Origin of the sequence: Saccharopolyspora gloriosae, from assembly GCF_022828475.1 — a bacterium.
GTDB classification, from domain to species: Bacteria; Actinomycetota; Actinomycetes; order Mycobacteriales; family Pseudonocardiaceae; genus Saccharopolyspora_C; species Saccharopolyspora_C gloriosae_A.
The window spans coordinates 6,837,530-6,862,363 of the sequence record NZ_CP059557.1 but is presented as its reverse complement, the minus strand read 5'-3'; the positions used below and the strand labels follow the sequence as shown (position 1 = coordinate 6,862,363).

The 24,834-nt window shown below is 70.2% G+C and carries 16 protein-coding genes and 1 pseudogene; 8 read left to right on the top strand and 9 right to left on the bottom strand.

Annotated features, from left to right (window positions below):
* Window positions 1-63: 63 nt before the first annotated feature.
* The 3 genes from murJ to H2Q94_RS30320 all read right to left on the bottom strand — a co-directional run bounded on the left by murJ (window position 64) and on the right by H2Q94_RS30320 (window position 4,857).
* Window positions 64-1,974, bottom strand: a complete 1,911-nt coding sequence (gene murJ / locus H2Q94_RS30330; RefSeq protein WP_397545397.1) for a murein biosynthesis integral membrane protein MurJ — start codon at window positions 1,972-1,974, stop codon at window positions 64-66.
* A 70-nt stretch (window positions 1,975-2,044) separates the two neighbouring features.
* Entirely contained in the window at window positions 2,045-4,300 is a 2,256-nt protein-coding gene (locus H2Q94_RS30325; protein ID WP_243790603.1) for a DUF6049 family protein, read from the bottom strand.
* Window positions 4,297-4,857 carry an NUDIX hydrolase gene (locus tag H2Q94_RS30320; protein ID WP_243796009.1) on the bottom strand — a complete coding sequence of 187 codons (561 nt, stop codon included), beginning with the start codon at window positions 4,855-4,857 and terminating at the stop codon, window positions 4,297-4,299. Before H2Q94_RS30320 ends, H2Q94_RS30325 begins: the two co-directional genes overlap by 4 nt.
* Before the next feature lie 158 nt (window positions 4,858-5,015).
* Between H2Q94_RS30320 and H2Q94_RS30315 the strand changes: the two are divergent.
* Window positions 5,016-6,499: pseudogene (locus H2Q94_RS30315) on the top strand (CCA tRNA nucleotidyltransferase).
* Between the two features lie 290 nt (window positions 6,500-6,789).
* The gene (locus H2Q94_RS30310; RefSeq protein ID WP_243790601.1) at window positions 6,790-7,362 is read left to right on the top strand and encodes a YqgE/AlgH family protein; all 573 of its coding nucleotides are present in this window, start codon (window positions 6,790-6,792) and stop codon (window positions 7,360-7,362) included.
* Window positions 7,363-7,426: 64 nt separating this feature from the next.
* Here H2Q94_RS30310 and H2Q94_RS30305 read toward each other — a convergent pair whose 3' ends face one another.
* The gene (locus tag H2Q94_RS30305) at window positions 7,427-7,819 is read right to left on the bottom strand and encodes an SdpI family protein (protein ID WP_243796007.1); all 393 of its coding nucleotides are present in this window, start codon (window positions 7,817-7,819) and stop codon (window positions 7,427-7,429) included.
* 70 nt (window positions 7,820-7,889) lie between these two features.
* Between H2Q94_RS30305 and H2Q94_RS30300 the strand changes: the two genes are divergently transcribed.
* A complete protein-coding gene (locus H2Q94_RS30300; protein ID WP_243790599.1) occupies window positions 7,890-9,005 on the top strand; it encodes an esterase-like activity of phytase family protein in 1,116 nt (371 codons plus the stop codon).
* A 4-nt stretch (window positions 9,006-9,009) separates the two neighbouring features.
* Here H2Q94_RS30300 and H2Q94_RS30295 read toward each other — a convergent pair whose 3' ends face one another.
* Window positions 9,010-9,675 (bottom strand): hypothetical protein, encoded by a 666-nt coding sequence (locus tag H2Q94_RS30295; RefSeq protein WP_243790597.1) that lies wholly within the window; start codon window positions 9,673-9,675, stop codon window positions 9,010-9,012.
* 340 nt (window positions 9,676-10,015) lie between these two features.
* On the opposite strand from H2Q94_RS30295, the gene leuS reads away from it, so the two are divergent.
* From leuS to H2Q94_RS30280, 3 genes are all read left to right on the top strand, one after another.
* On the top strand, window positions 10,016-12,949 hold the full coding sequence (gene leuS, locus H2Q94_RS30290; RefSeq protein ID WP_243790595.1) for a leucine--tRNA ligase: 2,934 nt from the start codon (window positions 10,016-10,018) through the stop codon (window positions 12,947-12,949).
* A gap of 153 nt (window positions 12,950-13,102) precedes the next feature.
* Window positions 13,103-15,067, top strand: a complete 1,965-nt coding sequence (locus H2Q94_RS30285; protein ID WP_243790593.1) for an acyl-CoA dehydrogenase family protein — start codon at window positions 13,103-13,105, stop codon at window positions 15,065-15,067.
* Window positions 15,068-15,455: 388 nt separating this feature from the next.
* The gene (locus H2Q94_RS30280; protein WP_243790590.1) at window positions 15,456-15,851 is read left to right on the top strand and encodes a CAP domain-containing protein; all 396 of its coding nucleotides are present in this window, start codon (window positions 15,456-15,458) and stop codon (window positions 15,849-15,851) included.
* 394 nt (window positions 15,852-16,245) lie between these two features.
* On the opposite strand, the gene H2Q94_RS30275 is transcribed toward H2Q94_RS30280, so the two are convergent.
* Window positions 16,246-16,749 (bottom strand): hypothetical protein, encoded by a 504-nt coding sequence (locus H2Q94_RS30275; RefSeq protein ID WP_243790588.1) that lies wholly within the window; start codon window positions 16,747-16,749, stop codon window positions 16,246-16,248.
* 155 nt (window positions 16,750-16,904) lie between these two features.
* Window positions 16,905-17,642, bottom strand: a complete 738-nt coding sequence (locus H2Q94_RS30270; RefSeq protein ID WP_243790586.1) for a TetR/AcrR family transcriptional regulator — start codon at window positions 17,640-17,642, stop codon at window positions 16,905-16,907.
* 210 nt (window positions 17,643-17,852) lie between these two features.
* Here H2Q94_RS30270 and H2Q94_RS30265 point away from each other — a divergent pair, with 210 nt between their 5' ends.
* Window positions 17,853-18,221, top strand: a complete 369-nt coding sequence (locus tag H2Q94_RS30265; RefSeq protein ID WP_243790583.1) for a glutaredoxin domain-containing protein — start codon at window positions 17,853-17,855, stop codon at window positions 18,219-18,221.
* 759 nt (window positions 18,222-18,980) lie between these two features.
* Here the strand turns inward: H2Q94_RS30265 and H2Q94_RS30260 are convergent.
* The gene (locus tag H2Q94_RS30260) at window positions 18,981-21,272 is read right to left on the bottom strand and encodes a DUF2339 domain-containing protein (protein ID WP_243790581.1); all 2,292 of its coding nucleotides are present in this window, start codon (window positions 21,270-21,272) and stop codon (window positions 18,981-18,983) included.
* Window positions 21,273-21,483: 211 nt separating this feature from the next.
* Here H2Q94_RS30260 and ptsP point away from each other — a divergent pair, with 211 nt between their 5' ends.
* Window positions 21,484-23,121, top strand: coding sequence for a phosphoenolpyruvate--protein phosphotransferase (gene ptsP / locus H2Q94_RS30255; protein WP_243790579.1), 1,638 nt, complete (start codon window positions 21,484-21,486; stop codon window positions 23,119-23,121).
* Between the two features lie 857 nt (window positions 23,122-23,978).
* Here the strand turns inward: ptsP and H2Q94_RS30250 are convergent.
* Window positions 23,979-24,749 carry an AfsR/SARP family transcriptional regulator gene (locus H2Q94_RS30250; protein ID WP_243790577.1) on the bottom strand — a complete coding sequence of 257 codons (771 nt, stop codon included), beginning with the start codon at window positions 24,747-24,749 and terminating at the stop codon, window positions 23,979-23,981.
* Between the last annotated feature and the right edge of the window lie 85 nt (window positions 24,750-24,834).

Here is a 24,834-nt window from a genome sequence, read left to right as displayed (position 1 = left end):
GGGCACTGAACACCCCCTCCCCACGGGAGAAGACTTCCGCTCCGAGGGTACGTGACGCCAATGTCAACGACGACGCAGCAGAGCGGTGAGCCGCCCGATCGCAGGCTCCAGTTCCCGCACCCGGAGCAATGCCATCAGTCCGAAGATGACCGCGAAGCCGACGATCGTGCCGACCAGCAGCTGCAACCAGCCCGTTCCCGACCCGGCTTCGCCTGGAATCAAGGCGTCCACGCCCATCACAACGCCCCAGGTCGCAAGGGCGCCGATGACCGAAGCGAGCAGTGTCTTGCCGAGCGTGACCAGGAAGACGCGGCCCTCGAGCCGTCCGAGCCGGTGGCGCAGCCAGACCTCACCGACCAGCCAGCCGACCACGAAGCTGAACGAGTTGATGAACACCAGGGCGTACAGGACCATCTCGGGGTCATCGAGCAGGCCGCACAACAGTGCCAGTCCGACCTTGACCACGGTCATCACGACCATGATCAGCGTCGGGGTCCGGGCGTCCTTCAGCGCGTAGAAGACGCGCATCTGCATCATCGTGATCGCGTAGGGCAGCACGCCGAACGCTGAGACGGCCAGCGCGATACCGATCTGACCGGCATCGCCGCTGCTCTTGCCGACCGAGAACAGGGCCAACGCCAGCGGGAGCCCGATGGCGCTCATGACTCCGCTGATCGGAAGCAGCGTGACCGTGGACAACCGGTTGCCCAAGGACAGGTCGGAGACGACCTTCGGGTAGTCGTGGTCGGCGGCGGCGCCGCTCATCCGCGGCAGGATCGCGGTCATCACGGAGAACCCGATGACGCCGTACGGCAGCTGCAGCAGCATCCACACGTAGTTGTACATCGACCACACGACGGCTCGGGTGCCGACGCCGCTCATCACCATCAGGCCGATCTGGCTGACGCCGACGTAGGCCAGCATCCACAGCGCGAGGCCGCCGAACTCGTTGAGCCGAGGGTCCCAGCCCCAGCGCCAGCGAAACTGGAATCCGGTGCGGCGCAGCGCCGGGACCTGGATGAACGCCTGCGCGACGACGCCGAGGGTCACCCCGATCCCCAGCGTCAGCAGGTGCGCGTCGGTCATGCGGACCGGATTGATCGTGAGTTCGCCCGGCAGCACGTAGTAGACGCAGATGGTGGCGATCACGACGAAGTTGTTGATGACGGGAGCCCAGGCCGGTGGGCTGAAGATCTGCTTGGCTTGCAGGATCGCGCTCATCAACGCGCTGATCCCGTAGAACAGGATTTGCGGCAGCAGCAGGTAGGCGAACGCGGTGGCCAGCTCGGGGCTGGCTTTGCCGCCGTCGCGGACGTACAGCCACACCAGCACCGGTGCGGCGAGAACGGCGAGTGCGGTGCCGATCAGCAGCAGCACGACCGACAGGGTCAGCAACCGCTGCATGTAGGACTCGCCACCGTCGGAGTCCGACTTCTGCGCGCGCACCAGCACGGGGACGATCACGCTGGTCAGGACGCCGCCGATCAGCAGCTCGAAGACGCTGTTCGGCAGGTTGTTCGCGACGGTGAAGGAGTCGTTCTCGACGCCGAAGCCGATGATCAGGGCGAGCAGGATCTTCCAGCCGAAGCCGGTGATTCGGCTGATGAGGGTGGCGATGGCCATCGAACCGCTGGCGCGCAGCAGCGACTTGCCGCCGCCGGTGGAGCCGCCCGCGGGGCGCAGCACGCGGGTCTGCTCCGCCGCCTGCTCGGCGGCCTGGTCGAGGCCGGGTTCGGGCAGCACCGCCGGGATCGGTTGCGTCTCGGCGGCGTGCCAGCCGGTCGGCGGCGTGGCGCGGTGCGGCTCGACTCGGGGAATGGGCCTGGTCAGGTCGTCGCGGGGCGGAACCGGGCCGCCAGGAGGCACTGGTCCGCCGGGAGGCACTGGTCCGCCGGGAGGCACTGGTCCGTTCGCGCCGGGGCCGCCCGGTCCGGCCGGGTGCCGCCGTGTTTCCGCGTCGCTGTCTCGGTTCACTGCCTGTGCCCTTCACTCACCGCCTGTGCCGACGCGGGATGTCACTCCCGCGGGTGGCCGGACCAGGATGTCAGTTCGAGCCGCGGTCACTTTCGGTGGTGCTGCCGGGGACGACGGGAGTCATCCCGGGGTTGGTCGTCTCGCTAGCCGAAGGCGGTGGCACGGAGGTCGCTCCGGATCCGTTCGCCGCGGCCAGCCTGTCCCGGCGACCCCGCAGCCTGCGCAGGATGCGACGCCCGGACAGGATCACCAGCAGGGCGCTGGCGATGGCGGTGAGCCCGACCGTGAACGGGTCGTAGGTGTAGGACTGCAGCTGGATCCGCTTGGCGGGTCCCAGCTCGGTGCCCGCCTCGGTGGTCACGTCCATGTCGACGGTGAACTGCCCGGCGCGGTGCACCTCGGTCTCCAGCCGGAAGTGCCTGCGACCCTGCGCGGGCACCCGGATGACACCGAGGTCGCGGGTCTCGATCCCGGCGGTCGCGGGGATCCGCAGCCGCACCGACACGGTCACCGGCAGGTCGTTGGTGACGGTCATCGGGATCGGCGCGTTCGACGCGGTGAGCGTGATCTTGCCCGCGAACTCGTCGAGCCGGACGCGGGCCAGCACGCCGTTGAGGGTGTCGGTGGCGACCCGGACCCAATGCCGGGCGGCGGGCGGGTTCTCGCGCCAAGCGCTGGAGGCGCCGCGCAGCAGGCCATTGCGCAGCGGCGTGGTGAGCGCGGCCGGTTCCAGGTCGGCTGCCGGGTCCTTCTCGCTGGAGCGGTAGAGGTCGCCGACCTTGTAGTTCTGCTCGGCGAGCTGGTCGAGCACCGGCTGCGGGATCTCCTCCGCCGCGTTCTCCTGCGGGTAGTCGAGCCCGGCCACCGGCAGTGCGGATTCGCTCTGCTCGGCCTGCCCGGTCGTCTCCGGCAGCCCGGCGGGCCGCAGGTAGCCGGCTTCGGTGAGCCCGCGCATTCCGTCGAGCAACGCGCGCAGGTCCTCACCGCTGAGGTTCCACCGCCGCGGCGGTGCCAGCACCGAGGTCGCGCCGCCCTGCGCTCCGGCGGTGGCGCGGAACGCGAGCGCGCCGAGCGTGTTCTGCACGGCGGCGGCGCCGTTGCCGTCGGGCGACATCGCCGTGGTCTCCAGCGGGGAGCCGTGCATCGGGTCCAGCGCCTCGGACAGCAGCGGGTCGACCGGCACTCCGACCGGCCCGTTCTCGTACAGCCGGGACGGGGCCAGCGACTCGGTGGACATCGCGGACGGCTCCATCAGCATCGTGTTGATGCCGAAGTCGGCGAGCTTGCGGGCGGTGGATTCGTCCAGCGCGCCTTCGATGGGCCACAAGACGCTGCGGCGCGGCTCGACGCCCAGCACCTGCTGCACCAGGCTCGCGCCGTCCAGCGAGCCCTTGATCAGGTCGGGGAGGTCGGCGTGGTCCAGCGCGACCACGTCCGAGTCGGCGTAGGGCAGCGCCAGCACGCAGCGGCCTTCGGTGGCTTCGCGCAGCTTGTTCAGCCACAGCTGAGCCGAGGCCGAGCCGGTGCCGTCGCGCATTCCGCCGTCGGCCTGGCGCACCTGGTAGCCGCGGCTCATGGCCTGCACGGTGGCCACCAGGTCCGGGTCGATCGCGAAGCACAGCCCGTTGCCCAGCGGTGATCCGGCGCCCGCGTTGTCCACCACGGATTGCACGAGGTCGTAGAGCCGTCCGCCGGGGGTGAGCGAGCCGGCGAGCGCGTCGTCGGCCAGCACGGCGCGCTGGCCGGGCGTGCCCTCCTGCTGCATCCGCGGGTAGTCGACGATCGGCAGCAGCATCGCGAACGGCGTGGGCTGCGCTGGTTTCGCGGGCGGGGCCAGCGACGGCAGCAGGAAGTGGGCTTCGCCGATGCGGGCGCGGCCGCCGTCTCCGGGCTGGCCGTTGACGTTGACCAGCAGCGGGAACACGCCGGGTTCGGTGAGCTCCAGCGAGTCCGGGCCGTTGACGGGCACCCGCAGCTCGAACGGGGCCTGCTGCCCCGGCGCGAGGGTGTCGATCAGGGGCCGGAAGCTGGTCTCGTTGACCGTGGCGGCGTTGCCGCGCAGCGCGTCCTGGGCCGCGGGGACCGACTGCGTCGGGTAGCCGCGTTGCACGCGGGCCTCGATGCCGTTGATCGTGTCGCCGGTCGTGTTGGTGATCCGGCCGCTGATCGTCACTTCACCCGGGGCACCCGAGACCACCGACGGAGTGACCTTGGTCACTTCTAGTTGGGTCGCCGAATCGCCCTGCGCGCTCGCCGTGCGGGCCACGGTGATCGGAATCCCGCTGATCAGCAGGACCGCGACCACAGCGGCTAGCAGACACCTCACCCCTGCTCCGTTCCCATGTTCCGGGGAGGTTTCCGGCTCCCCGTCTCCTCGCCCGCGCCCGGCTGCGCATCGCCGAGCAGCGTCAGCGCGTGCCGCACCAGACGCCGCTCGTCGGCGTAGGCCAGCACTTGGTCCAGTTCACCTAGCGGCACCCAAGCCACCTCGGTGACCTCCACGTCCTCGTCGGAAAGTTCTCCGCCGACCGCGTCCAGCAGGAAATGATGCACCGTCTTGTGCACGCGCCGGTTACCGGCGACGAACCAGTAGTCGATCGTGCCGATCGCCACCGTCACCCGTCCGATGATCCCCGTCTCTTCCGCGACCTCACGCACCGCGGTCTGTTCTGGGGTCTCACCAGGCTCGATATGGCCCTTCGGCAACGACCACAGCAGGCGCCCCCTGCGGTCGGACCTACCGATGATCGCAGCGAGCCGTTCGGCTTCAGCGACCACCAGCCCTCCGGCCGAGGTCTCGTCCACGGTCCGCAGCCGCCTGCGCCGGCGCCGGTTCCGGCGCCCCGGCTGTGCGCCGCCGGAGCGGCCGGGCGACGGAGGCATGCGGCCGATGGTAATGCGATCAGCGTGGATACCGGTGGTCGAACCATCGCGTGCCGAGGCCCGGATTTCCTCGGCTGAGCAGCCGATATCCTCCTCCCGTGCCCCCATCGACCCGAGACGCTCCCGACGACGCCGACCTGCGCGCCCGCGAGGAACAGCTGCCCGCCCGCGAACGCGAGGCTCAGCTGCCCGCCCGCGAACGCGAGGCTCAGCGCACGGCGGTCGTCGAGCTGGTGAAGGTCGCCCCGATCGCCGAGGAGCTCGCCGAGCGCTTCGCCGCCGCGGGCCACCGGCTGTACCTGGTCGGCGGCAGCGTGCGGGACGCGCTGCTGGGCAGGCTGGGCACCGATCTGGACTTCACCACCGAGGCCCGCCCTCGGCAGGTCCGGGACTTGCTCGACGGGTGGGCGGAGACGATCTGGGACACCGGGATCGACTTCGGCACCCTCGGGGCCTACAAGCGCGGCACCACCGTGGAGATCACCACGTTCCGCGCCGACAGCTACGACGGCGTGACCCGCAACCCGGAAGTGGCGTTCGGCGACACCATCGAGGGCGACGTGCTGCGGCGCGACTTCACGGTGAACGCGATGGCCATCGAGCTGGGCCGGCGCGAGTTCGTGGACCTGCACGGGGCCTGGAGGACGTGGCGAACGGCAGGCTGGACACGCCCGCCACACCGCAGGAGTCGTTCGCCGACGACCCGCTGCGGATGCTGCGAGCCGCCCGATTCGCGTCGCAGCTCGGGTTCGAACCGGCCGAGCGGGTGCTCGCGGCGATGCGGGAGATGGCCGACGAGCTGGCCCGGATCACCCCGGAGCGGGTGCAGGCGGAGCTTTCGAAGCTGCTGTGCGGCAAGTTCCCGCGCAAGGGCGTGGAGTTGCTGGTCGACACCGGGCTGGCCGAGCACGTGCTGCCCGAGGTCTCGGCGATGCGGCTGGAGATCGACGAGCATCACCAGCACAAGGACGTCTACGAGCACTCGCTGGTCGTGCTGGAGCAGGCCATCGACCTGGAGCGGGCGGCGGACCCGGACGGCGAACCGGATCTGGTGCTGCGGATGGCGGCGTTGCTGCACGACATCGGCAAGCCGGGCACGCGGCGGTTCGAGCCGGGAGGCGGAGTGAGCTTCCACCACCACGAGGTGGTCGGCGCCAAGATGGCCCGCAAGCGGCTGCGGGCGCTGCGCTACTCGAAGGAGATCGTCAGCCAGGTCTGCGATCTGGTGTACCTGCACCTGCGGTTCCACGGTTACGGCGAGGGCCAGTGGACGGATTCGGCGGTGCGCCGGTACGTGACCGACGCGGGTCCGCTGCTGCCCCGGCTGCACAAGCTGGTCCGGGCCGACTGCACGACCCGGAACAAGCGCAAGGCGAACGCGCTGCAGCGTTCCTACGACGATCTCGAGGAGCGGATCGCCCGGATCGCCGCGGACGAGGACCTGGCTCGGGTCCGCCCGGATTTGGACGGCAACGAGATCATGCGGCTGCTCGGGGTGCAGCCGGGACCGCAGGTGGGCCGGGCGTGGAAGCACTTGAAGAACGCCCGGCTGGATCGCGGCCCGATGGACCATGACGAGGCCGTCGCCGAGCTGTACCGCTGGGCCGCCGAGCAGGGCATCGAGGTCCCCGGCGAGGCCTGATCCGGGGCCGGACCGGGCGGGGCGTTGCGCGGTTGGGGCGACGTGGGCTTCGTGACGCGGCCGTTCGTGGTTCGTACCCGCTCACTGATCTCCGGTCGCACTCCGGACTTGGTCGGCTGACGCGTCGATGCTGGTCAGCGAGTTATATTAATACTCGATACGACATTCAAGTGTGCAATAACGACTGTTCGCAGTAGTCGGATACGACTGAACGGCTGCATCGCCCGGAAATCCAACGCGTTCGCGGCACGGTCACGCCAGGCGGCCCTCCGCTCTGCGATCATGCGGAGGTGGAATCAGACGCGGAGGTCGAGCCGGGGACGCTGCTGGTGGCTGCCCCGCAGCTGCTCGACATGAACTTCCGCCGGACGGTGGTCTACATCATCCACCACCGGGGCGAGGGCACTCTCGGCGTCATCTTGAACCGGCCCAGCGAGGTCGCCGTCAGCGACGTGCTGCCGCAGTGGGCGCCGCACGCCAGCGAACCGCCGTCGCTGTACGTCGGCGGACCGGTGGAGCAGCGGACGGCGATCTGCCTGGCCGCGCTCCGCGCCGGTGAGGACGTCGCGCGGATCTCCGGCATGGTCGGCGTGCGCGGCCCGGTCGGACTCGTGGACCTCGACGGTGACCCCGACGATCTGGTGCCGCGAGCACGCGGGCTTCGGTTCTTCGCCGGCTACGCCGGGTGGGACGCCAAGCAACTCGCGGGCGAGATCGAACGCGGCGACTGGATCGTGGTCCCCGCGCTGCCGGACGACGTGATCGCGGCTCCCGATGCGGACCTGTGGGGACGAGTGCTGCGCAGGCAGAGCACTCCGCTGGCGTTCCTGGCCACCCACCCCGGCGACGTGAAGCTCAACTGAACCCCCGCCGAAGCAGAACGCCCGCGCTAGTGGGGCGCGGGCGTCGTGTCGAAGTGGGGAGAGCTCAGCCGCAGCAGCCGCCGGGGCAGCCCGAGCAACCCGCCGTCGCCGGGGCGGGCATCGCTTCGGCGGCCTTGTTGCCGAGGACTCCGCCGACGACCATCAGGGCGAACGCTCCGACGATGCCGAGCACCGCGACCAGCACGGCACTGGTGACCGTGCTCAGCAGCGGTTCGGACACGCCCGCGAGGATCGCGACGGCGCCGCCCGCCAGCATCGCGGGGGCGGCGACCCGGTTGCCGAGCTCGAACGCCGCTTCGCTGCTCATCGTCGCCGGGGTGCGGACGCCCACGTAGCGGTTCGGCGGCAGCTGGCTTCGCAGTCCGCGCCATCCGATGAACACCAGCGCCGCTCCGAGCACCACGAGCAACGCACACAAGATCACCTGCACAGCCATCACCTGGACAGGGTACGGCCGCTGCATTTCCGACATCTGTTCGCTACCTGGATGAGGTTCGCTGGGTCACATGATCTCGAACCGGCTCCGCGTCGTGCTGGCCGCGGCGGTGCTCTCGATGGCGGCGGCACCGACGGCGTGCGCCGCACCGGCCCGGCCCGCCGCCCCGGACGGGGTGCGCCTGCTGGGCGAGCGGACCCTGCCGTGGGGGACGACGTTCCAGGGCACCGCCGTCGGCGGCCTCTCCGGCCTGGACTTCGACCCGCGCACCGGGCAGTGGGTGTTCATCAGCGACGACCGGTCCGAGAAGAACCCGGCCCGCTTCTACACCGCGGACGTCGAGATCGAGCCCGATGGGATCGACGCGTGGAATCTCACCGGGACCCACCCGTTCCGGCGTCCGGACGGCGCCACCTATCCGCCGATCTCCGCGGCGGACGGCACCACCGTCGACCCGGAGGAGATCCGTTTCGACCCGTGGTCGCACGACCTGTGGTGGACCAGCGAAGGGGAACGGGACCAGCAGCTGATCGACCCGTCGATCCGGTCGGCGGCCCCGGGCGGCGCGTTCCGGGCGGAGCTGCCGCTGCCACCGAACCTGGCCGTGGAACCGGACGCGGGTCCGCGGCGCAACGAATCGCTGGAGTCCCTCACGTTCGCCGCAGGCGGTTCGCTGGTGGTCAACGCGGTCGAGTCCGCGCTGCTGCAGGACGGTGACCCGCCGACGACCGAGCACGGCGCGCTCAGCCGGATCACCGTGCAGGACCGCGGCGGGCGGGTGCTCTCGCAGCACGCCTATCCGATCGACCCGGTCTTCGCCGAATCCGACGGCGAACCCGGTGACAACGGGATCGCGGCCGTGCTCGCCGCCGGCGACGACCGCTACCTCGTGCTGGAGCGGGCCTACGTCGAAGGAGTCGGCAACTCCATCCGGATCTACGAAGCGGACCTGCGCGGTTCGGACGACGTCAAGGACGTGCCCTCGCTGCGCGACGCACCGGTCCGCCCGGTGCACAAGCGGCTGCTCGCGGACCTCGGACGGTTCGAGCCCGGCACCGTCGACAACGTCGAAGGCATCACGTGGGGGCCGCGACTGCCCACCGGTGAACGCACGCTCGCCCTGGTCAGCGACAACAACTTCTCCCCCGCCCAGACCACCCGGCTCATCGTGCTGGCGTTGCGCTGAGCGGTCACCGCGGATCGGCGGAGCCCTCGCCTTCCCACGGCCGCTCGTCCCACAGCTCGGGGACGCGGTCGTAGCGCTGCGCCTGCACGGGCAGCGTCTGCGAGAGGTAGCCCAGCACGCGGTAGATCTCCGCTCGCCGCCCCGGCAGGTCCAGGTGGAAGATCGGTTCGTGGTGCATGATGCGGTTGCGCAGTTCCAGCAGGCGCGACAACCGCTCGTGCAACTCCCGCCGGGGGCCGCGGAACTGCGGGAACGCGCCGTGCAGCGCGGGAACCCAGAGCGTCCGGTCGTAGCCGCGCCCCTTGCTCGTCAGCGACACCCAGAACCCCAGCGACAGCTTCGCCACCACATCGTCGGCGGTGAACCCGGCCTGCTTCTGCCGCTTCAGCTTGGCGTGCTCCTTCGTGACCGCGCGCCTGCCGTAGTCGGTCAGCTGCACCAGCTCCCACCACTGCGCGCTGCCGAAGTGGGCGCGCAACCGCTCGTGCACCCCGTTGCGCAGGCTGATCTCCAGCCAGTGCAGCGGCCCGTAGAAGGCGGCGGAGACGTCCAGGTTCCACTGGTACAGCCGGAGGGCGCCGGGGTGATCCCCGTTCGCGGCGGTCAGGTATCGCTGGAAGCGCGCCGCGGACAGCGTGCTGTGGATCCAGGCGGGCCGTTCGCCGGACATCGGTCCCCCCGAGTCGTGAAGTGATCAGGACGCGCCGCGGTTGTGCTAAAGTGGCGGCGTAAGCCCCAGGTTCGCCTCTGCGCTCAGCGCGCATGCCACCTGGGGCGTTTTGCGTCCCGCCCCGCTTGATGGCCAGGGCGGCTCCGCTGCTGGTGATCAGGTTAGAGAGTTCCGCTCCCGCACTGTCAATCCGCGGTGCGTCTCGTTGCGCACGACCGATGGCGGGCGGTCTGCGCGGCCCCGGCCCCCGGCAGGGACGGGCCGCGGAAAATCGGTTGGGCGCGGGCGGCACACTGGGGGTGTGCGATCCGCGCGGTGAGCAGGGAAGGAAACGCAGGTGATGAGCGGCCAGGAAGCAGGCGTGACGAGCGAGCCGACGGGAGATCCGTCGACGGGGAGCTCGGTGAACGGGAGTGAGGAGACGCCCCGGTTCCGCTACACCGCGGAGACGGCGGCGCGGGTCGAGCAGCGCTGGCAGCAGCGTTGGGAAGAACTCGGCACCTTCCACGCGCCGAACCCGGCAGGGCCGCTGCGCACCGAGTCCGAACTGGACGCGGCGAACAAGCTGTTCATCCAGGACATGTTCCCGTACCCGTCGGGTTCGGGACTGCACGTCGGGCACCCGCTGGGCTTCATCGGCACCGACGTCTACGCCCGGTTCCACCGGATGCTGGGCCGCAACGTGCTGCACACGATGGGCTTCGACGCGTTCGGCCTGCCCGCCGAGCAGTACGCGGTGCAGACCGGCACCCACCCGCGGACCACCACCGAGCAGAACATCGAGCGCTACCTGCGCCAGATCCGCCGGCTGGGCCTGGGCCACGACGAGCGCCGCCGGATCGCGACCACGGACATCGAGTTCTACAAGTGGACGCAGTGGATCTTCCTGCAGGTCTTCCACGCCTGGTACGACACCGAAGCCGACGGTGGCAAGGGCCGCGCACGGCCGATCTCCGAGCTGGAGAAGCAGTTCGCCGACGGCGAGCGCGCCACCCCGGACGGGCGTTCGTGGAGCGAGCTGAGCCGCACCGAGCAGCGCAAGCTGATCGACTCCTACCGGCTGGCGTACCTGTCGGAGGCGCCGGTGAACTGGGCGCCCGGCCTGGGCACGGTCGTGGCGAACGAAGAGGTCACCGCCGACGGCCTGACCGAACGCGGCAACTTCCCGGTGTTCCGCCGCAACTTGAAGCAGTGGATGATGCGGATCACCGCGTACTCCGACCGCCTGGTGGACGACCTGGACCGGCTGGACTGGCCGGACAAGGTCAAGAGCATGCAGCGGAACTGGATCGGCCGCTCGCAGGGCGCGAACGTCTCGTTCGAGCTGGACGGTTCCGCCGAGCGCATCGAGGTGTTCACCACCCGGCCGGACACGCTGTTCGGCGTGACCTACCTGGTGCTGGCGCCGGAGCACCCGCTGGTGGACGAGCTGACCGCCGCCGAGTGGCCGGAGGGCACCCGCGACGGCTGGACCGGCGGCGCCCCCACCCCGGCGCAGGCCGTGGCGGACTACCGGCGCACCGCGTCGATGAAGTCCGACCTGGACCGCCAGGAGAACAAGGACAAGACCGGCGTGTTCACCGGCGCCTGGGCCACCAACCCGGTCAACGGCACGCAGATCCCGGTGTTCGTCGCCGACTACGTGCTGATGGGCTACGGCACCGGCGCGATCATGGCGGTGCCCGGCGAGGACACTCGCGACTGGGATTTCGCGCAGGCCTTCGAGCTGCCGGTGGTGCGCACCGTGCAGCCCACCGACGACCACGTCGACGGCGCCTTCACCGGTGACGGGCCGCGGATCAACTCCGCGAATCCCGAAGCAGGCCTGGACCTCAACGGCCTGGGTCTGGACGAGGCGAAGAGCACCGTCATCGACTGGCTGGCCGAGCGCGGCCACGGCAGCGGCACGGTGCAGTACAAGCTGCGGGACTGGCTGTTCGCCCGGCAGCGCTACTGGGGCGAGCCGTTCCCCATCGTCTACGGCGAGGACGGCGAGCCGCTGGGCGTGCCGGAGAGCTCGCTGCCGGTCGTGCTGCCCGAGGTCGAGGACTACTCGCCGCGCACCTTCGACCCGGAGGACGCCGACAGCCGTCCCGAGCCGCCGCTGGCGAAGGCCACCGAGTGGGCCGAGGTCGAACTGGACCTGGGCGACGGGCTCAAGGACTACCGGCGCGACACCAACGTGATGCCGCAGTGGGCCGGTTCCTGCTGGTACCAGCTGCGCTACATCGACCCGGTCAACGACTCCGAGTTCGTCGACCCGGCCAACGAGCGCTACTGGATGGGGCCGCGGCCGCAGACGCACGGCGCGGACGACCCGGGCGGCCTGGACCTGTACGTCGGCGGCGTGGAGCACGCGGTGCTGCACCTGCTGTACTCGCGGTTCTGGCACAAGGTGCTGTTCGACCTGGGCTTCCTGAGCTCGGAGGAGCCCTACCGGCGGCTGTACAACCAGGGCTACATCCAGGCGTTCGCCTACACCGACTCCCGCGGCGTGTACGTGCCCGCGGACGAGGTCGAGGAGCGCGACGGCAAGTTCTTCTTCGGTGACGAGGAGGTGCGTCGCGAGTACGGGAAGATGGGCAAGAGCCTGAAGAACTCCGTCTCCCCGGACGAGATGGCCGACGCCTACGGCGCGGACACGCTGCGGCTGTACGAGATGGCGATGGGGCCGCTGGACACCTCGCGGCCGTGGGCGACCAAGGACGTCGTCGGCTCGCACCGGTTCCTGCAGCGGCTGTGGCGCAACGTCGTCGACGAGAGCTCCGGTGAGTTGCGGATCACCGAGGAGCAGCCCGACGACGAGGTGCTGCGCGCGCTGCACAAGACGATCGACGGGGTGCGCGAGGACTTCGACGCGCTGCGCTTCAACACCGCGGTGGCGAAGCTGATCGAGCTGAACAACCGGATCACCAAGACGTACTCCGGTGCGGCGGGCACGCCGCGTCAGGTGGTGGAGCCGCTGGTGCTGATGGTGGCTCCGCTGACTCCGCACCTGGCGGAGGAGCTGTGGTCGCGGCTGGGGCACGACGGCAGCCTGGCCCACGGCCCGTTCCCGGTGGCGGCGGAGGAGTACTTGGTCGAGGACACGGCCGAGTACCCGATCCAGATCAACGGCAAGGTCCGGTCGCGGGTCGTGGTGCCCGCTTCGGCCTCGCAGGACGAGGTGCGCACGGCCGCGCTGGCGGACGAGAAGGTGGTGGCCGCGTTGGAGGGCAAGGAGCCGCGCAAGGTCATCGTCGTTCCCGGTCGCCTGGTCAACGTCGTCGCCTGACTTCGCCACGACGCGCACGGCCCGCTCACCTGTTCTCCGGTGAGCGGGCCGTTTCGCGTTGATCCGTGGACAGTGGCGAGAGAGGTCACATAGCTGAGCTACTGACGAGTAACTACGCTTGATCGAGACGGCACCAGACCTGTGGAGGCTGGCATGGACATCCCGAAGGCACCGGCCCGGTTCGACGCGACCGAACTGGCGAACCTGCTCGACGGGCGCTGGGCCGGCGTCCGCGCCAAGGTGCGCGAAGAACTCGAAAGCACCGAGTTGCCGCCCGGCGATCACCTGGACACCGAATCGCATCGCGCGCACACCCTCGAACAGCTGCACCTGCTGGTCAAAAGCGGCATCCCCGAGATCGGCTTCCCCGTCGCGCAAGGCGGCCGCGGCGACGTCGGCGGCTCCGTCGTCTCGCTGGAGATGCTGGCCGGGAACCTGTCGCTGATGGTCAAGGCAGGCGTGCAGTGGGGCCTGTTCGGCGGCGCCGTGCAGGCGCTGGGCACCGAGCGCCACCACGAGCGCTACCTGCCCTCGATCATGAACCTGGACCTGCCGGGCTGCTTCGCGATGACCGAGACCGGCCACGGCTCGGACGTGCAGCACCTGCGCACCACCGCCACCTACGATCCGGCGACCGAAGAGTTCGTGGTGCACACCCCGCACGAGTCGGCGCGCAAGGAGTACATCGGCAACGCCGCCCGCGACGGCCGGATGGCGGTGGTGTTCGCCCAGCTCATCACCGGCGGCGAACGCCACGGCGTGCACGCGCTGATGGTGCCGATCCGGGACGAGTCCGGTGCGGCCGAACCGGGCGTGCACCTGTCCGACTGCGGCCGCAAGGCCGGGCTCAACGGTGTCGACAACGGGCGCATCACCTTCGACCAGGTGCGGGTGCCGCGGGAGGCGCTGCTCAACCGCTATGGCGACGTGGCCGCGGACGGCACCTACAGCAGCCCGATCGAGAGCACCGGCAAGCGCTTCTTCACCATGCTCGGCACGCTCATCCGCGGCCGGATCTCGGTGGCCGGGACCGCGGGCAGCGCCGCGAAGCTCGCCCTGGAGATCGCGCTGCGGTACGGCACGGCGCGCAGGCAGTTCGACCGGCCGGGCACCGAGGAGGAGACCGTCGTCCTCGACTACCTCGGCCACCAGCGCAAGCTGCTTCCCGCGTTGGCGAAGTCCTACGCGCTGCACTTCGCGCAGGAACAGCTGGTGCAGACGCTGCACGAGGTGTCGGGTTCCGGGGACGAGCGGGCGCAGCGGGAACTGGAATCGCGGGCCGCCGGGATCAAGGCGCTGAGCACCTGGCACGCGACGAGCACGATCCAGGCGGCGCGCGAGGCGTGCGGCGGCGCCGGCTACCTGGCGGAGAACCAGCTGCCGCAGCTCAAGGCCGACACCGACGTGTTCACCACGTTCGAGGGTGACAACACCGTCCTGCTGCAGCTGGTCGCGAAGGGGCTGCTGACGGACTACAAGGACCAGTTCGGCGAGCTCGGCACCTTGGAGGTGGCGCGGTTCGTCGCGGACCAGTTCGTCGGCACGGTCATCGAGCGCACCGCGGCGAAGTCCCTGGTGCAGCGCCTGATCGACGCCGCTCAGCGAGACGACGAGGAAGCGGTGTTCGACCGCGGCTGGCAGCTCAAGCTGTTCGACGACCGCGAGCGCCATGTGCTCGACGGTGTCGCCCGCAGGCTGCGGCGGGCCACCGGCAAGGACGCGGATCCGTTCGAGGTGTTCAACAACGCCCAGGACCACGTGCTGCGGGCGGCTCGGGTGCACATCGACCGGGTGGTGCTGGAGGCGTTCGTCGCGGGCATCGAACGCTGCGAGGACGGTCCGACCGCGCAGCTGCTGGAGCGGGTCTGCGATCTGTACGTGCTCGCCACGATCGAGGAGGACCGGGGCTGGTTCCTGGAGCACGAGCGGATCACGCCACGTCGAGCCAAGGCGGTGACGGAAGGGGTGAACGGCCTGTGCCAGGGGCTTCGGCCGCACGCGGTGGAGCTGGTGGAGGCGTTCGGCCTGCCGCGCCAGTGGATCACCGCTCCGATCGCGACCGGCGCCGAGGCGGCTCGCCAGGACGTGCAGCGCGAGCACGACCGGACTCGCGCCTGATCCTTTCCTGAGGTGGCCCGTTCGATCCGATTCCTTCGGTCGAACGGGCCATTCTTTTTGTGCTGTTGTACCGATGAACGCGAATTCCGGCTGATCCACCAGGTCGATCCGCGAATTCGATCGACCCGAAATGGGCGGATCGTTCCGCGGGTCCCACTGATCCGGAACCGCGCCGTGGCGGATGCGAGCAGCCTGCGTACGCCCGTGTGGGTTAAAAGATCGACAGAGATTTGAGCACGGATTGTGTCTTGATCTGTGTCATGGGGCACATATAACGGAACTATCTCACCCGCCTTGGGTAGTTTTCGGCCCCATGGCATGGACCAATTTGCAACGTTCCGTAATCGCGTCGGGGCTCGCAGCGGTAGCGCTCGGAGCCGGCGTCGCGATGCCGGCCCAGGCCTTCGCCGCTGACACCGGGCAGCAGCAGCGCGTCGTCGAACTGGTGAACCAGGCTCGGGCGGGAGCAGGTTGCGAACCGCTCACCGAGGACGAGCGGCTCACCAACGCCGCGAACGGGCACAGTTCGGACATGGCCGCCCGCGGCTACTTCTCGCACACGACTCCCGAAGGCGCGACCTTCGACCAGCGGATCAAGAACGCCGGTCACCCGTCACCCGGCTCGGAGAACATCGCCGCTGGACAGAGCAGCGCCGAACAGGTCATGGACGCCTGGATGAAGTCCGACGGGCACAAGCGCAACATTCTCGACTGCTCGCTCAAGAGCATCGGCGTTGGAGTGGAGACGACCAACTGGAACTGGACCCAGGACTTCGGTCGCTGAGGCGGGTTCTGGGAATGGCCTGTGTAGCGGGCCGGGTAGCGGAACCTCGGTTGCTCCCTCGTTGCGGGATCATTGTCCCAAGTCCGCCACGAGGGAAACGCCGACCTTCGCGAGGAAGCATCTAGAACCCGCCGGTGTTCCTTGTGCTCAAGCTGGTCGCTGCTCATCGGCTTCGCTGACGGGACAACGATCAAAAGATCATGCTTCGGGGACTCGTCGAGTTCCCGGGAGATTTGATTCGGCGCGGGTCCGCATCACCCCGAGGAATGCGGCTGGCCGCGCCGAATCAAGGTAGACCCGGTCGGGCCGGGAAAATAAGGGGTGTCACACGTGCGGCCAGGGATCTGCTCTTCCCTCTCGCAGGCCCTGGCCGCACGGTCCCCCGCTCCCCTGCTCAGCTCACCTGCGGTCCGATGTTGCCGATGCGCACCGGGCCGTCGATCGCCGTCGGCCAGTCAGCGGTGGTCCCGCCGCCCTGGGGCAGGTTGAAGTTGATCGACGTGGCCGGTGTCGGATCGGACGACTCCGCGGGCGTCGCCACGTAGGCGACGCCGGGGTGCTGTTCGTCGATCGTGTAGGCCTGCGTCGAACCCGGTTCCGGGGCGATCACGTCGAGGTCCTGCGCCGTCTGGCCGTTGAAGAAGGTCAGGGCCGACGGGGCGCCCTGTACCTCGCAGGACACTCCCGGCTTCGCCTCGAAGGTGATCGCGAACAGTCGGCCGTCGTCCGGTGCGGGCCGCTCGGCCACCGAGACGTTCAGGTCGTTCGGAACGCACCAGGGGTAGGGCTCGGAGGACGCCGCGGTGGCCGCGCCCGCGGTGAGCAGCGCACCCCCGCCGACCAGGGCGCCGAGCGCGGTGGCGGTGGCGACGCGGCGGAACTTCGACGAAATGGCCACGGTGGTTGCTCCTAGCGATCGGTGTTGCCTTCTGTGATCACTAAGACGCGCTGCGGCGACACGGGATGCTTCCGGGCGGGAAGAAGTGAGATCCCCGATCGGGAGGCAACCTCCCCTCGTGGTGCAGCGTCTTCGCCCGGATGTCCGCTGCGGGCTCAGGCGATGCCGATCTCCGCGGCCAGTTCGTCGAGCAGCGAGTCGTAGAGCCGATCCGCGTCGACCAGGGTGAACGGGAACCGCCCGAACACTTCCAGCGCGACGTGCCCGTACAACCGCACCCACCAGCGCAGCAGGACGTAGACCGCGTTGGTGTCCAACGCCTCCGCGGGCATGTTGATGCCCTCCTCGGAGAAGGCTCGGGTGAGCGACTGCTGGTTCGACGCGAGTTCGCAGTGCAGTCCGGCAGGCGCGGCGTCGTGGTGCACCAGATTCGTGCTCTCCACGATCAACGGCCCGATGATGCGCATGAACACGCTCGCGAACCGGTCGTCGGAGCCGTCCTGGTGCGCGGCGCCGCCCTCCGGTTCCGAGGTCTCGTCGGCGCGGGTGGCGAAGACCAGCGCGAATTCCTTCGGATGCGCCAGTGCCCAGCCGCGGAAGCCGTGGCACACCGAGTTCAGCCGGCCGCGGAAGTCAGCGGATTCCACGCTTTGCAGCCGTTCGGTGAGTTCGCTGACGAGGTCGGTGCAGATGTCGTCGCCGAGCTGTCGGAGCAGGTCTTCCCGCGAGTCGTAGTAGCGGTACAGCGCGGGTGCGGTGATGCCGAGTTCGCGGGCGATCGCCCGCAGGGTCACCGCGTCCCGCCCCTTGGTGACGAGCAGCGCGCGAGCGTGCTCGCGGATCTCCATTTCGGTGGCCGCACGGATGCGCTCCCGCCGGGTGCCCTGGCTCATGGTGGGTTGCTCCATCGAGTCTGCCGCCGCATGGGGGTGTGGTTTGACGACGTTGCACGCACCGTAACGGTTCGTAGCGGCCGGTCCTCCGGAGTGGCCCTTTCCCGCTATGCCGGAATATCCCGCGCAGTCGGGGTGTTGGCGTCGGCGAGGGGCAGTGGATCACCGTCCGTATTCGCGGTGATCACCCGGAACAGAAGGGTGTGGGCGATGAGCACGGCGCAACCGGACGGTGAGCGTACGGACGGCGGCGGGACCGCCGCGGAACTGATCGTCTACACCAGGCCGGGCTGCCCGTTCTGCACTTCGCTGCGCGCGGGCTTGCGACGTCAGGAACTGGAGTTCCGCGAGATCGACATCTGGCAGGAGCAGGGTGCCGCGGCCGCAGTGCGGGCGCTCGCCGACGGCAACGAAACAGTGCCGACCGTGGTGCTCGGCGACTGGTCCGCAGTGAACCCCTCCGCTTCCCAGGTCCTGGACGCGGTCCGCGAGCACGCCCCGGAACTGCTCCCGGAGACCAAGCCCGGCATCGTGTCCGGAACCCTCAACGCCTTGGGCCTACGCCGCACGGACCACTGACCCGACCCCTTGCAGCGAAAGCAGCGCGTCGGCGCCGAAGCCCGTAAAGGGCTGCGAAGGTAACCGCCGAATGGCCGAAGGCCTGCCTTGCGGCGAAGCCACGCAGTCGGCGGCGAAGCCCGCGAAGGGCGGGCGAAGCCCCGCTTGCCTTGCGGCGCAGCCGTGCCTTGCGGCCGAAGGCCGTGCCTTGCGGCGAAGCCGTGCCTTGCGGCCGAAGGCCGTGCCTTGCGGCAGCGAAGCAAGCCGTGCCTTGCGGCGCAGCCGTGCTTGTATGCGCGAAGCGCATAGCCCACGCAATCAAGCCGACCACCGGCGGGTTCTCAGTGAGCCTCTCGCGAGGACAGCTTTTTCCCTCGTGGCGGAGCCACTCGGGAAAAAGATCCCGCAGCGAGAGGCTCACTGAGGTTCCGCTACCCGACCACCCAAGCAAAAAGAGCCCAGCCCCCCCAAGAAAGTTAGACCAGGGCCGGCCGTACGGGGGGCGTCACGGCCGGCTCCTGGGGTTGTTGATCGTCGGTGGCGCGATACCGGCGAGCAGCAACACATCCAGTTTGACGCGCGTGCGTGCCCAGTGGATGCCACTTGGTCAAGAACTACGCCCGAAAGGGTGGGGGCGGTCGGTGTTCGGTGGCCTGGGCTGCACCGAATGCTCAGCGACCGGTCCGGCGTCCGGCGCGTTGGGCGATGTAGCGATTTGTCGACATGGACACATGTCCGCTCGCCGACAGGGCGACGCGTCGATCTGTCGGCGAGCGGTCCTCACACCTCGGCCGGGCGTTCGTCGCGTTCGGCGATCAGCCGGGCGTAGCGGGTTCCACCGGCGAGCAGGATGAGTCCGGCCGCGAGGAACGCCAGCACCCGGACCAGTCCTGACAGCGCCGAGAGGTCGAACACGAGCAGTTTCGTCAACGCGACTCCGACCAGTACGAATCCGGCGACGCGCGGCGGCACCGAGTGGATTCCGCGCAGCAGCGACAGGAACGCCAGCATCATCCAGGACACGGTGATCAGGGCGTGTCCGGCCAGGAAACCGGTGTCGTTCGGCGCGACCAGCAGGCTCAGCGTCAGCACCGTCCCGCCGCCGCCGTAGAGCAGGCCGATCGCGGCGGGCAGCACTGCCTGCGGCGTGCGCGGCAGCACGTCCAGCCGGACGGCCGACCAGGTGACGGCGGAGCTGGTGGCGCCGACCAGCAGGAACGCCGCCAGCCCGGAGATCATCGCGGAGGTCCCGCCGGACAGGTACGGCTCGGCGCCGAACGTCAGGAACAGCGTCGGCGGCACTTCGGACACCAGCGCGATCAGCACTCCCATCGCGCCGAACAGCGTGGCTCCCAGCAGCAGTCCTTTGCCGCGCAGCCGGTGCGCGAGCAGTGCCAGCACCAGCGCTTCGGCGAGCAGGCTCAGCGAGCGTCCCGATCCACCGGCCACCAGCAACGTGGCCTGGAAGACGGTCGCGGCGCACATGCCGCCCGCGACGACGCCGAGCACGGCGGGCAGCCTGCCGAATCGGCCTGCGCACCACACCGCGAAGTACAGCGCGGCGACGAACGCCAGGAACCCGAGGGCGGCTGCGCGTCCCAGCATCGGCGCGGCCAGCAGCGTCGGGGTCGCGGCGGTGATCAGCAGGGCGACCGCGAGGGGATCGCGGGGACGGTGGTGCGCGCTGATCACGGCCAACGCGAGTCCGGTGCCGGTGACGGCGAGTGCGGCCCACGCCGCGGCCCACGGCGAGCCGGTGACCAGGGCGTGGCCGTCGGAGATGAGGGCGGCGAGGATCGCCGGAACGGCAGCGGCCGCGGTGAGTCCGCGCCAGGCTCGGCGCACCTGCACCGGCGTCGCGGCGATCTTCAGCACGACCAGGAAAGCGGTCAGCAGCGCAGTGGCGGTGGGCTCGCGCAGCACGGGGCCGAACAGCAGCGGCGCGCACAGTGCGCAGCTGAGCACCACACCGATGGCCAGGGCTTGGGATCGCCAGCGGTCGGCGAGCCACAGCCCGAGCACGGCCAGCACCAGCGCGGCGGCGAGTCCGGCGGGTGCGGGCAGGAAGTCGTAGAGCGCGGTGGCCGCCAGCACGTCCAGGTACAGCACGGCGATACCGGTGGCGGCCAGCGCGAAGGCGCCCGCGACGGCGGACCGGTGCCGAACCCGGAACGCGGAGCCGAGCAGCAGCGTGCCGAGCGCGGCGCCGCCCGCGACGCGGCCGAGCGGGCCGATCCATCCGTTCTGCACCGCCATCACCATCAGCAGCACAACGCCGAGCAGGGTGATCGCGGCGCCGGACCAGGCGAGCAGGCGGGTGCCTTGCCGGGACGTCCAGTTCGCGAGCCGGTCCAGCAGCGGGGGCTTCGGCGGGAACAGCGGCTCGGCGCGCGCGGGCGTCCCGGCTGTTGCCTGCTCGCCGCCGACCGGCTGGTTCAGCCAGGTCAGGAAGCCGTCGGGCTGAGCGCGGGCGTGCGCGGCGGGATTCCCCGCGCGGGCGGTGTCGAGGCCGACCGCGTCAACGTGTCCCGTGGAGCCGGACCGCCGAGCGCGCTGTTCCCGGTGATCGGTGTCGGATCGGCGGTTTTGCGGTGTGGAAAAGGTCCCCGAATACGGGGCAGCCCCGGCCGCTTGCGCGGCCGGGGTCTGCGTCGGTTCTGCGAAACTGGTGTCGACGGGTTCTCCGGGAATCGGTGCGGATCCGGTGTGGATCGTCGCTTCCGGGAGCGGGATCCGGTCCGGGACGGCCGGTCGCGCCCGTCTGCTCCCCGGCGCCTGGCCGGCTGGTGTTGGTCGGTCCGGTGGTGTTGGCCGGTCGGGTGGTGCGGCGGTCGGGCCACCGATGCGGATGCTGCGTTCCCCAGTGTTCACGGTGTCACCTTCGGTGTTCGTCGTGTTTTCCCCAGTTGTTGTTGCGCGCTTCGCGTTCGGCCCGCGAAGCTGCTCCCCGAGCACGCCGAGTTCGGTCCCCAGCTCGGCGAACATCACGGCGATCCGGTCGATCGGATCGGCGAGCTTGTCGAGGTCGGAAGTGGGGCCTGCGATCGTGCGTGCTGTGCGCTGTGTTGCCATGAGCACACTCTGTCGGCCGAAGGGGTCCGGCGGGATCCGTATGGCTACTCATCGGTTACTCATCGGTTAGTGGAATCGCTGCTCCGTACGGGTACGTACCGGGCCGCGAATTCACCTGGCGTGCCCGTTCAGGAGGTGCGTTTCCAGGCCGATCGGATGAGCGGTGCCTACGATCGAGGAGAGGCCGCAAGAGAAGGGTATGGTCTAGACCATGTCGCTGTTCACTGGTGTCGGAGTGAGTTCCGGCCGAGCATCCGGCCCGGTCGCCAGGGTCGCCGAGGCCCTACCCGAACCGGCCGCCGCCCCCGCGCCCGCCGACGCCGCAGCTGAGGCGCGTCGCATCCGCCCGGCCGCCGAAGCCGTCGCGAACCGCCTGTTCGAACGGGCGGGCTCGGTCGGTGGTGAGGCCAAGGCAGTGCTGGAGACGACCGCCGCCATGGCGCTCGATCCGGCGCTGCTGTCCCAAGCCGAGCAACTCGTCACGAACAACGCGCTCCCCGCGCCGCGCGCGGTGCACGAGGCCGCGAACGGTTTCGCCGACGCGCTGCGCAACGCGGGCGGCTACCTCGCCGAACGCGTCCGGGACATCCACGACGTCCGGGACCGCGTGATCGCCGAACTGCTCGGCGCCACTCCGCCCGGCGTTCCCGACCTGGACCGGCCGAGCGTGCTGCTCGCCCGCGACCTCGCGCCCGCCGACACCGCCGACCTGGACCCGAGGCTGGTGCTCGCGCTGGTCACCGAAGAAGGCGGCCCCACCAGTCACACCGCGATCCTGGCGCGCTCGCTCGGCATCCCCGCCGTCGTCGCCGCCCGCGGCATCCTCGCCGCCGCACCCGTCGTCGGCGTCCTCGTCGACGGCGACACCGGCAGCGTCGAAACCTCCGGTGAACCCGTGCGCACGCAGGCGGCGGAACGCGATGCGCGAGCCGACTGGAACGGCACCGGCGGCACCTCCGACGGGCACGCCGTGTCCGTGGTCGCCAACGTCGGCTCCGCCGCGGACGCGCGGCTGGCCGTGGACGCCGGGGCGCAAGGCGTCGGCCTGTTCCGCACCGAGTTCTGCTACTTGGGCGCCGACGGCGAACCGGACGTGCGCACCCAGCGCGCCGCCTACACCGAGGTGCTCGCCCCGTTCGCGGGTCGCCCCGTCGTCGTGCGCACCCTCGATGCCGGTGCCGACAAGCCGTTGTCCTTCTTGGACATGGGCACCGAACCGAACCCGGCGCTCGGCGTGCGCGGTCTGCGGGTGTGCTTCGAACGCCCCGGTGTGCTGGACCGGCAGCTGGAGGCGATCGCCGGTGCCGAGCAGGATTCCGGCGCGAAGGTCTCGGTGATGGCCCCGATGGTCGCCACCGCCGACGAGGCCGCGTGGTTCGCCGATCGGGTGCGTGCCGCCGGGCTCGGGCGGGCAGGCGCGATGATCGAGGTTCCGGCCGCCGCGCTCACCGCCGACGAGCTGCTCGACGCCGTCGACTTCGTCAGCGTCGGCACCAACGACCTCGCGCAGTACGTGTTCGCCGCCGACCGCATGTCGGGCGCGCTGGCCGGGCTCAACGACCCGTGGCAGCCCGCGCTGCTGCGGCTCGTGGCGCTGATCGGCCAGGCCGGGCACCGCCTCGGCAAGCCGGTCGGGGTGTGCGGCGAGGCGGCGTCCGACCCGCTGCTGGCGGGAGTGCTCGCCGGACTGGGCGTGAGCAGCCTGTCCATGGCCGCCGCCGCGGTCCCCGCAGTCGGCTCAGCCTTGGCAGAACACACCCTGGTCGCCTTCCAGAAGGCCGCCGAAGAGGCCAAGAACGCCCCCAACGCAGCCAGAGCCCGAGAATCCGCCTTCGCCACCCTGCAGTAAGGCCCGCCCCGCTCGGCGGGACGACTCACCGTCCCGCCGAACCCCGGACCTCAAAACGCCGAACCAAGTCCGAGCGGCAAAGCCGTTCAGTCGGCAGCGAAGCCCGCCAAGCGAAGCAAGCCTGCTTTACGGCGAAGCCGTGCTTTCGGCGGCGAAGCCCGCAAAGGGCGGGCGAAGCCCCGCTTGCCTGGCGGCCGTAGGCCGTGTCTTGCGGCGAAGCCGTTCAGTCGGCGGCGAAGCCCGCCAAGGCGAAGCGAAGCAAGCCTGCTTTACGGCGAAGCCGTGCTTTCGGCGGCGAAGCCCGCAAAGGGCGGGCGAAGCCCCGCTTGCCTGGCGGCCGTAGGCCGTGCTTTGCGGCGAAGCCGTTCAGTCGGCGGCGAAGCCCGCCAAGGCGAAGCGAAGCAAGCCTGCTTTACGGCGAAGCCGTGCTTTCGGCGGCGAAGCCCGCAAAGGGCGGGCGAAGCCCCGCTTGCCTCGCGGCCGAAGGCCGTGCCTTGCGGCGAAGCCGTGCAGTTGGCGGCGAAGTCCGCGAAGGGCGGGCGAAGCCCCGCTTGCCTGGCGGCCGAAGGCCGTGCCTGTATGCGCGTCAGCGCATAGCCCACGTCGAAAAGCCGCTCACCGGCGGGTTCTCAGTTGGTCTCTCGCGAGGACAGCTTTTTCCCTCGTGGCGGAGCCACTTGGGAAAAAGATCCCGCAGCGAGAGACCAACTGAGGTTCCGCTACCCGACCCCCAAAGCCAAACGACCCCGAAAGACCTCCGCCGGGGCGAAGTACACCAGCACCTCGCCCCGGCGTGGTGGACGGCGAGCTCCATCCCCAGCGGAGCCCGTCGCCCGCGGATACCGCAGGTATCCGCGTCAGGCTCGGACGTGATCGCCGAGCATCGGCCGTACGAGCTCCCGCAGGCGCCGGGAGGGTTCGATGCCCAGTTCCCGGTCCAGCAGTTGCGCGTAGCGCCGGTAGTGGCGCAGGGCCTGCGCAGGGTTCGACTGCTTGATCAGCACTTCCACCACCGCGCAGTGCGCGGTCTCGCGGAACGGTTCGACGACGGTCGCCGCTTGTGCCACTTCGAGCGCCGTCGCGAGCTGGCTGGACTGCACCAGCCGTTCCGCGGCGATCTCCAGCGCGTGCACCTGGAGTTGCTGCAACCGCTCCCGCTCGGTCAGCACCCAGTCCTCGTACCAGCCGGGCAGCAGCGGATCCTGCTTGGCCAGGGTGTGGCCGATCGCGGCCCAGTCCGCGATCGGCTCCCCCGGGTCGTCCCGCAGCAGCCGTTCCCCCGTGGAGGTCAGTTCGTGCACGTCCACTGAGACCTGGTCCCCCAGCTCGATCTCGGGTCCGTTGCCGGCGATCGCCCCCGGCACCCGCCTGCGCACCCGCCACAGCGTGGTCCGGAGGTTCGCCAGCGCACTCTGGTCGTCGTTGCCCGGCCACAGCGTTCCGGCGACGAGGTCCCGCTGCGTCCGACCGCGCAGCGCCAGCAGTGCGAGCAGCCGCTGACCGTTGCTGGAGACGGGCACCCCGGCGCCGTCACAGTGCAGCGACCACCCACCGAGCAGTGTCAGCTGCAGCCGCTCCGCGGCGTGCGGCCGCTGGAGCGGGATCGGGCGCGCAGGTCCCTCGCTCATGGTTCCCCCTTCGTCCGGCAAGGACCGGCCGCACCTGAGGCGCGACCCGTCACCGGTGGCGTCGCAGCCGTGTCGGTGTGCCGTT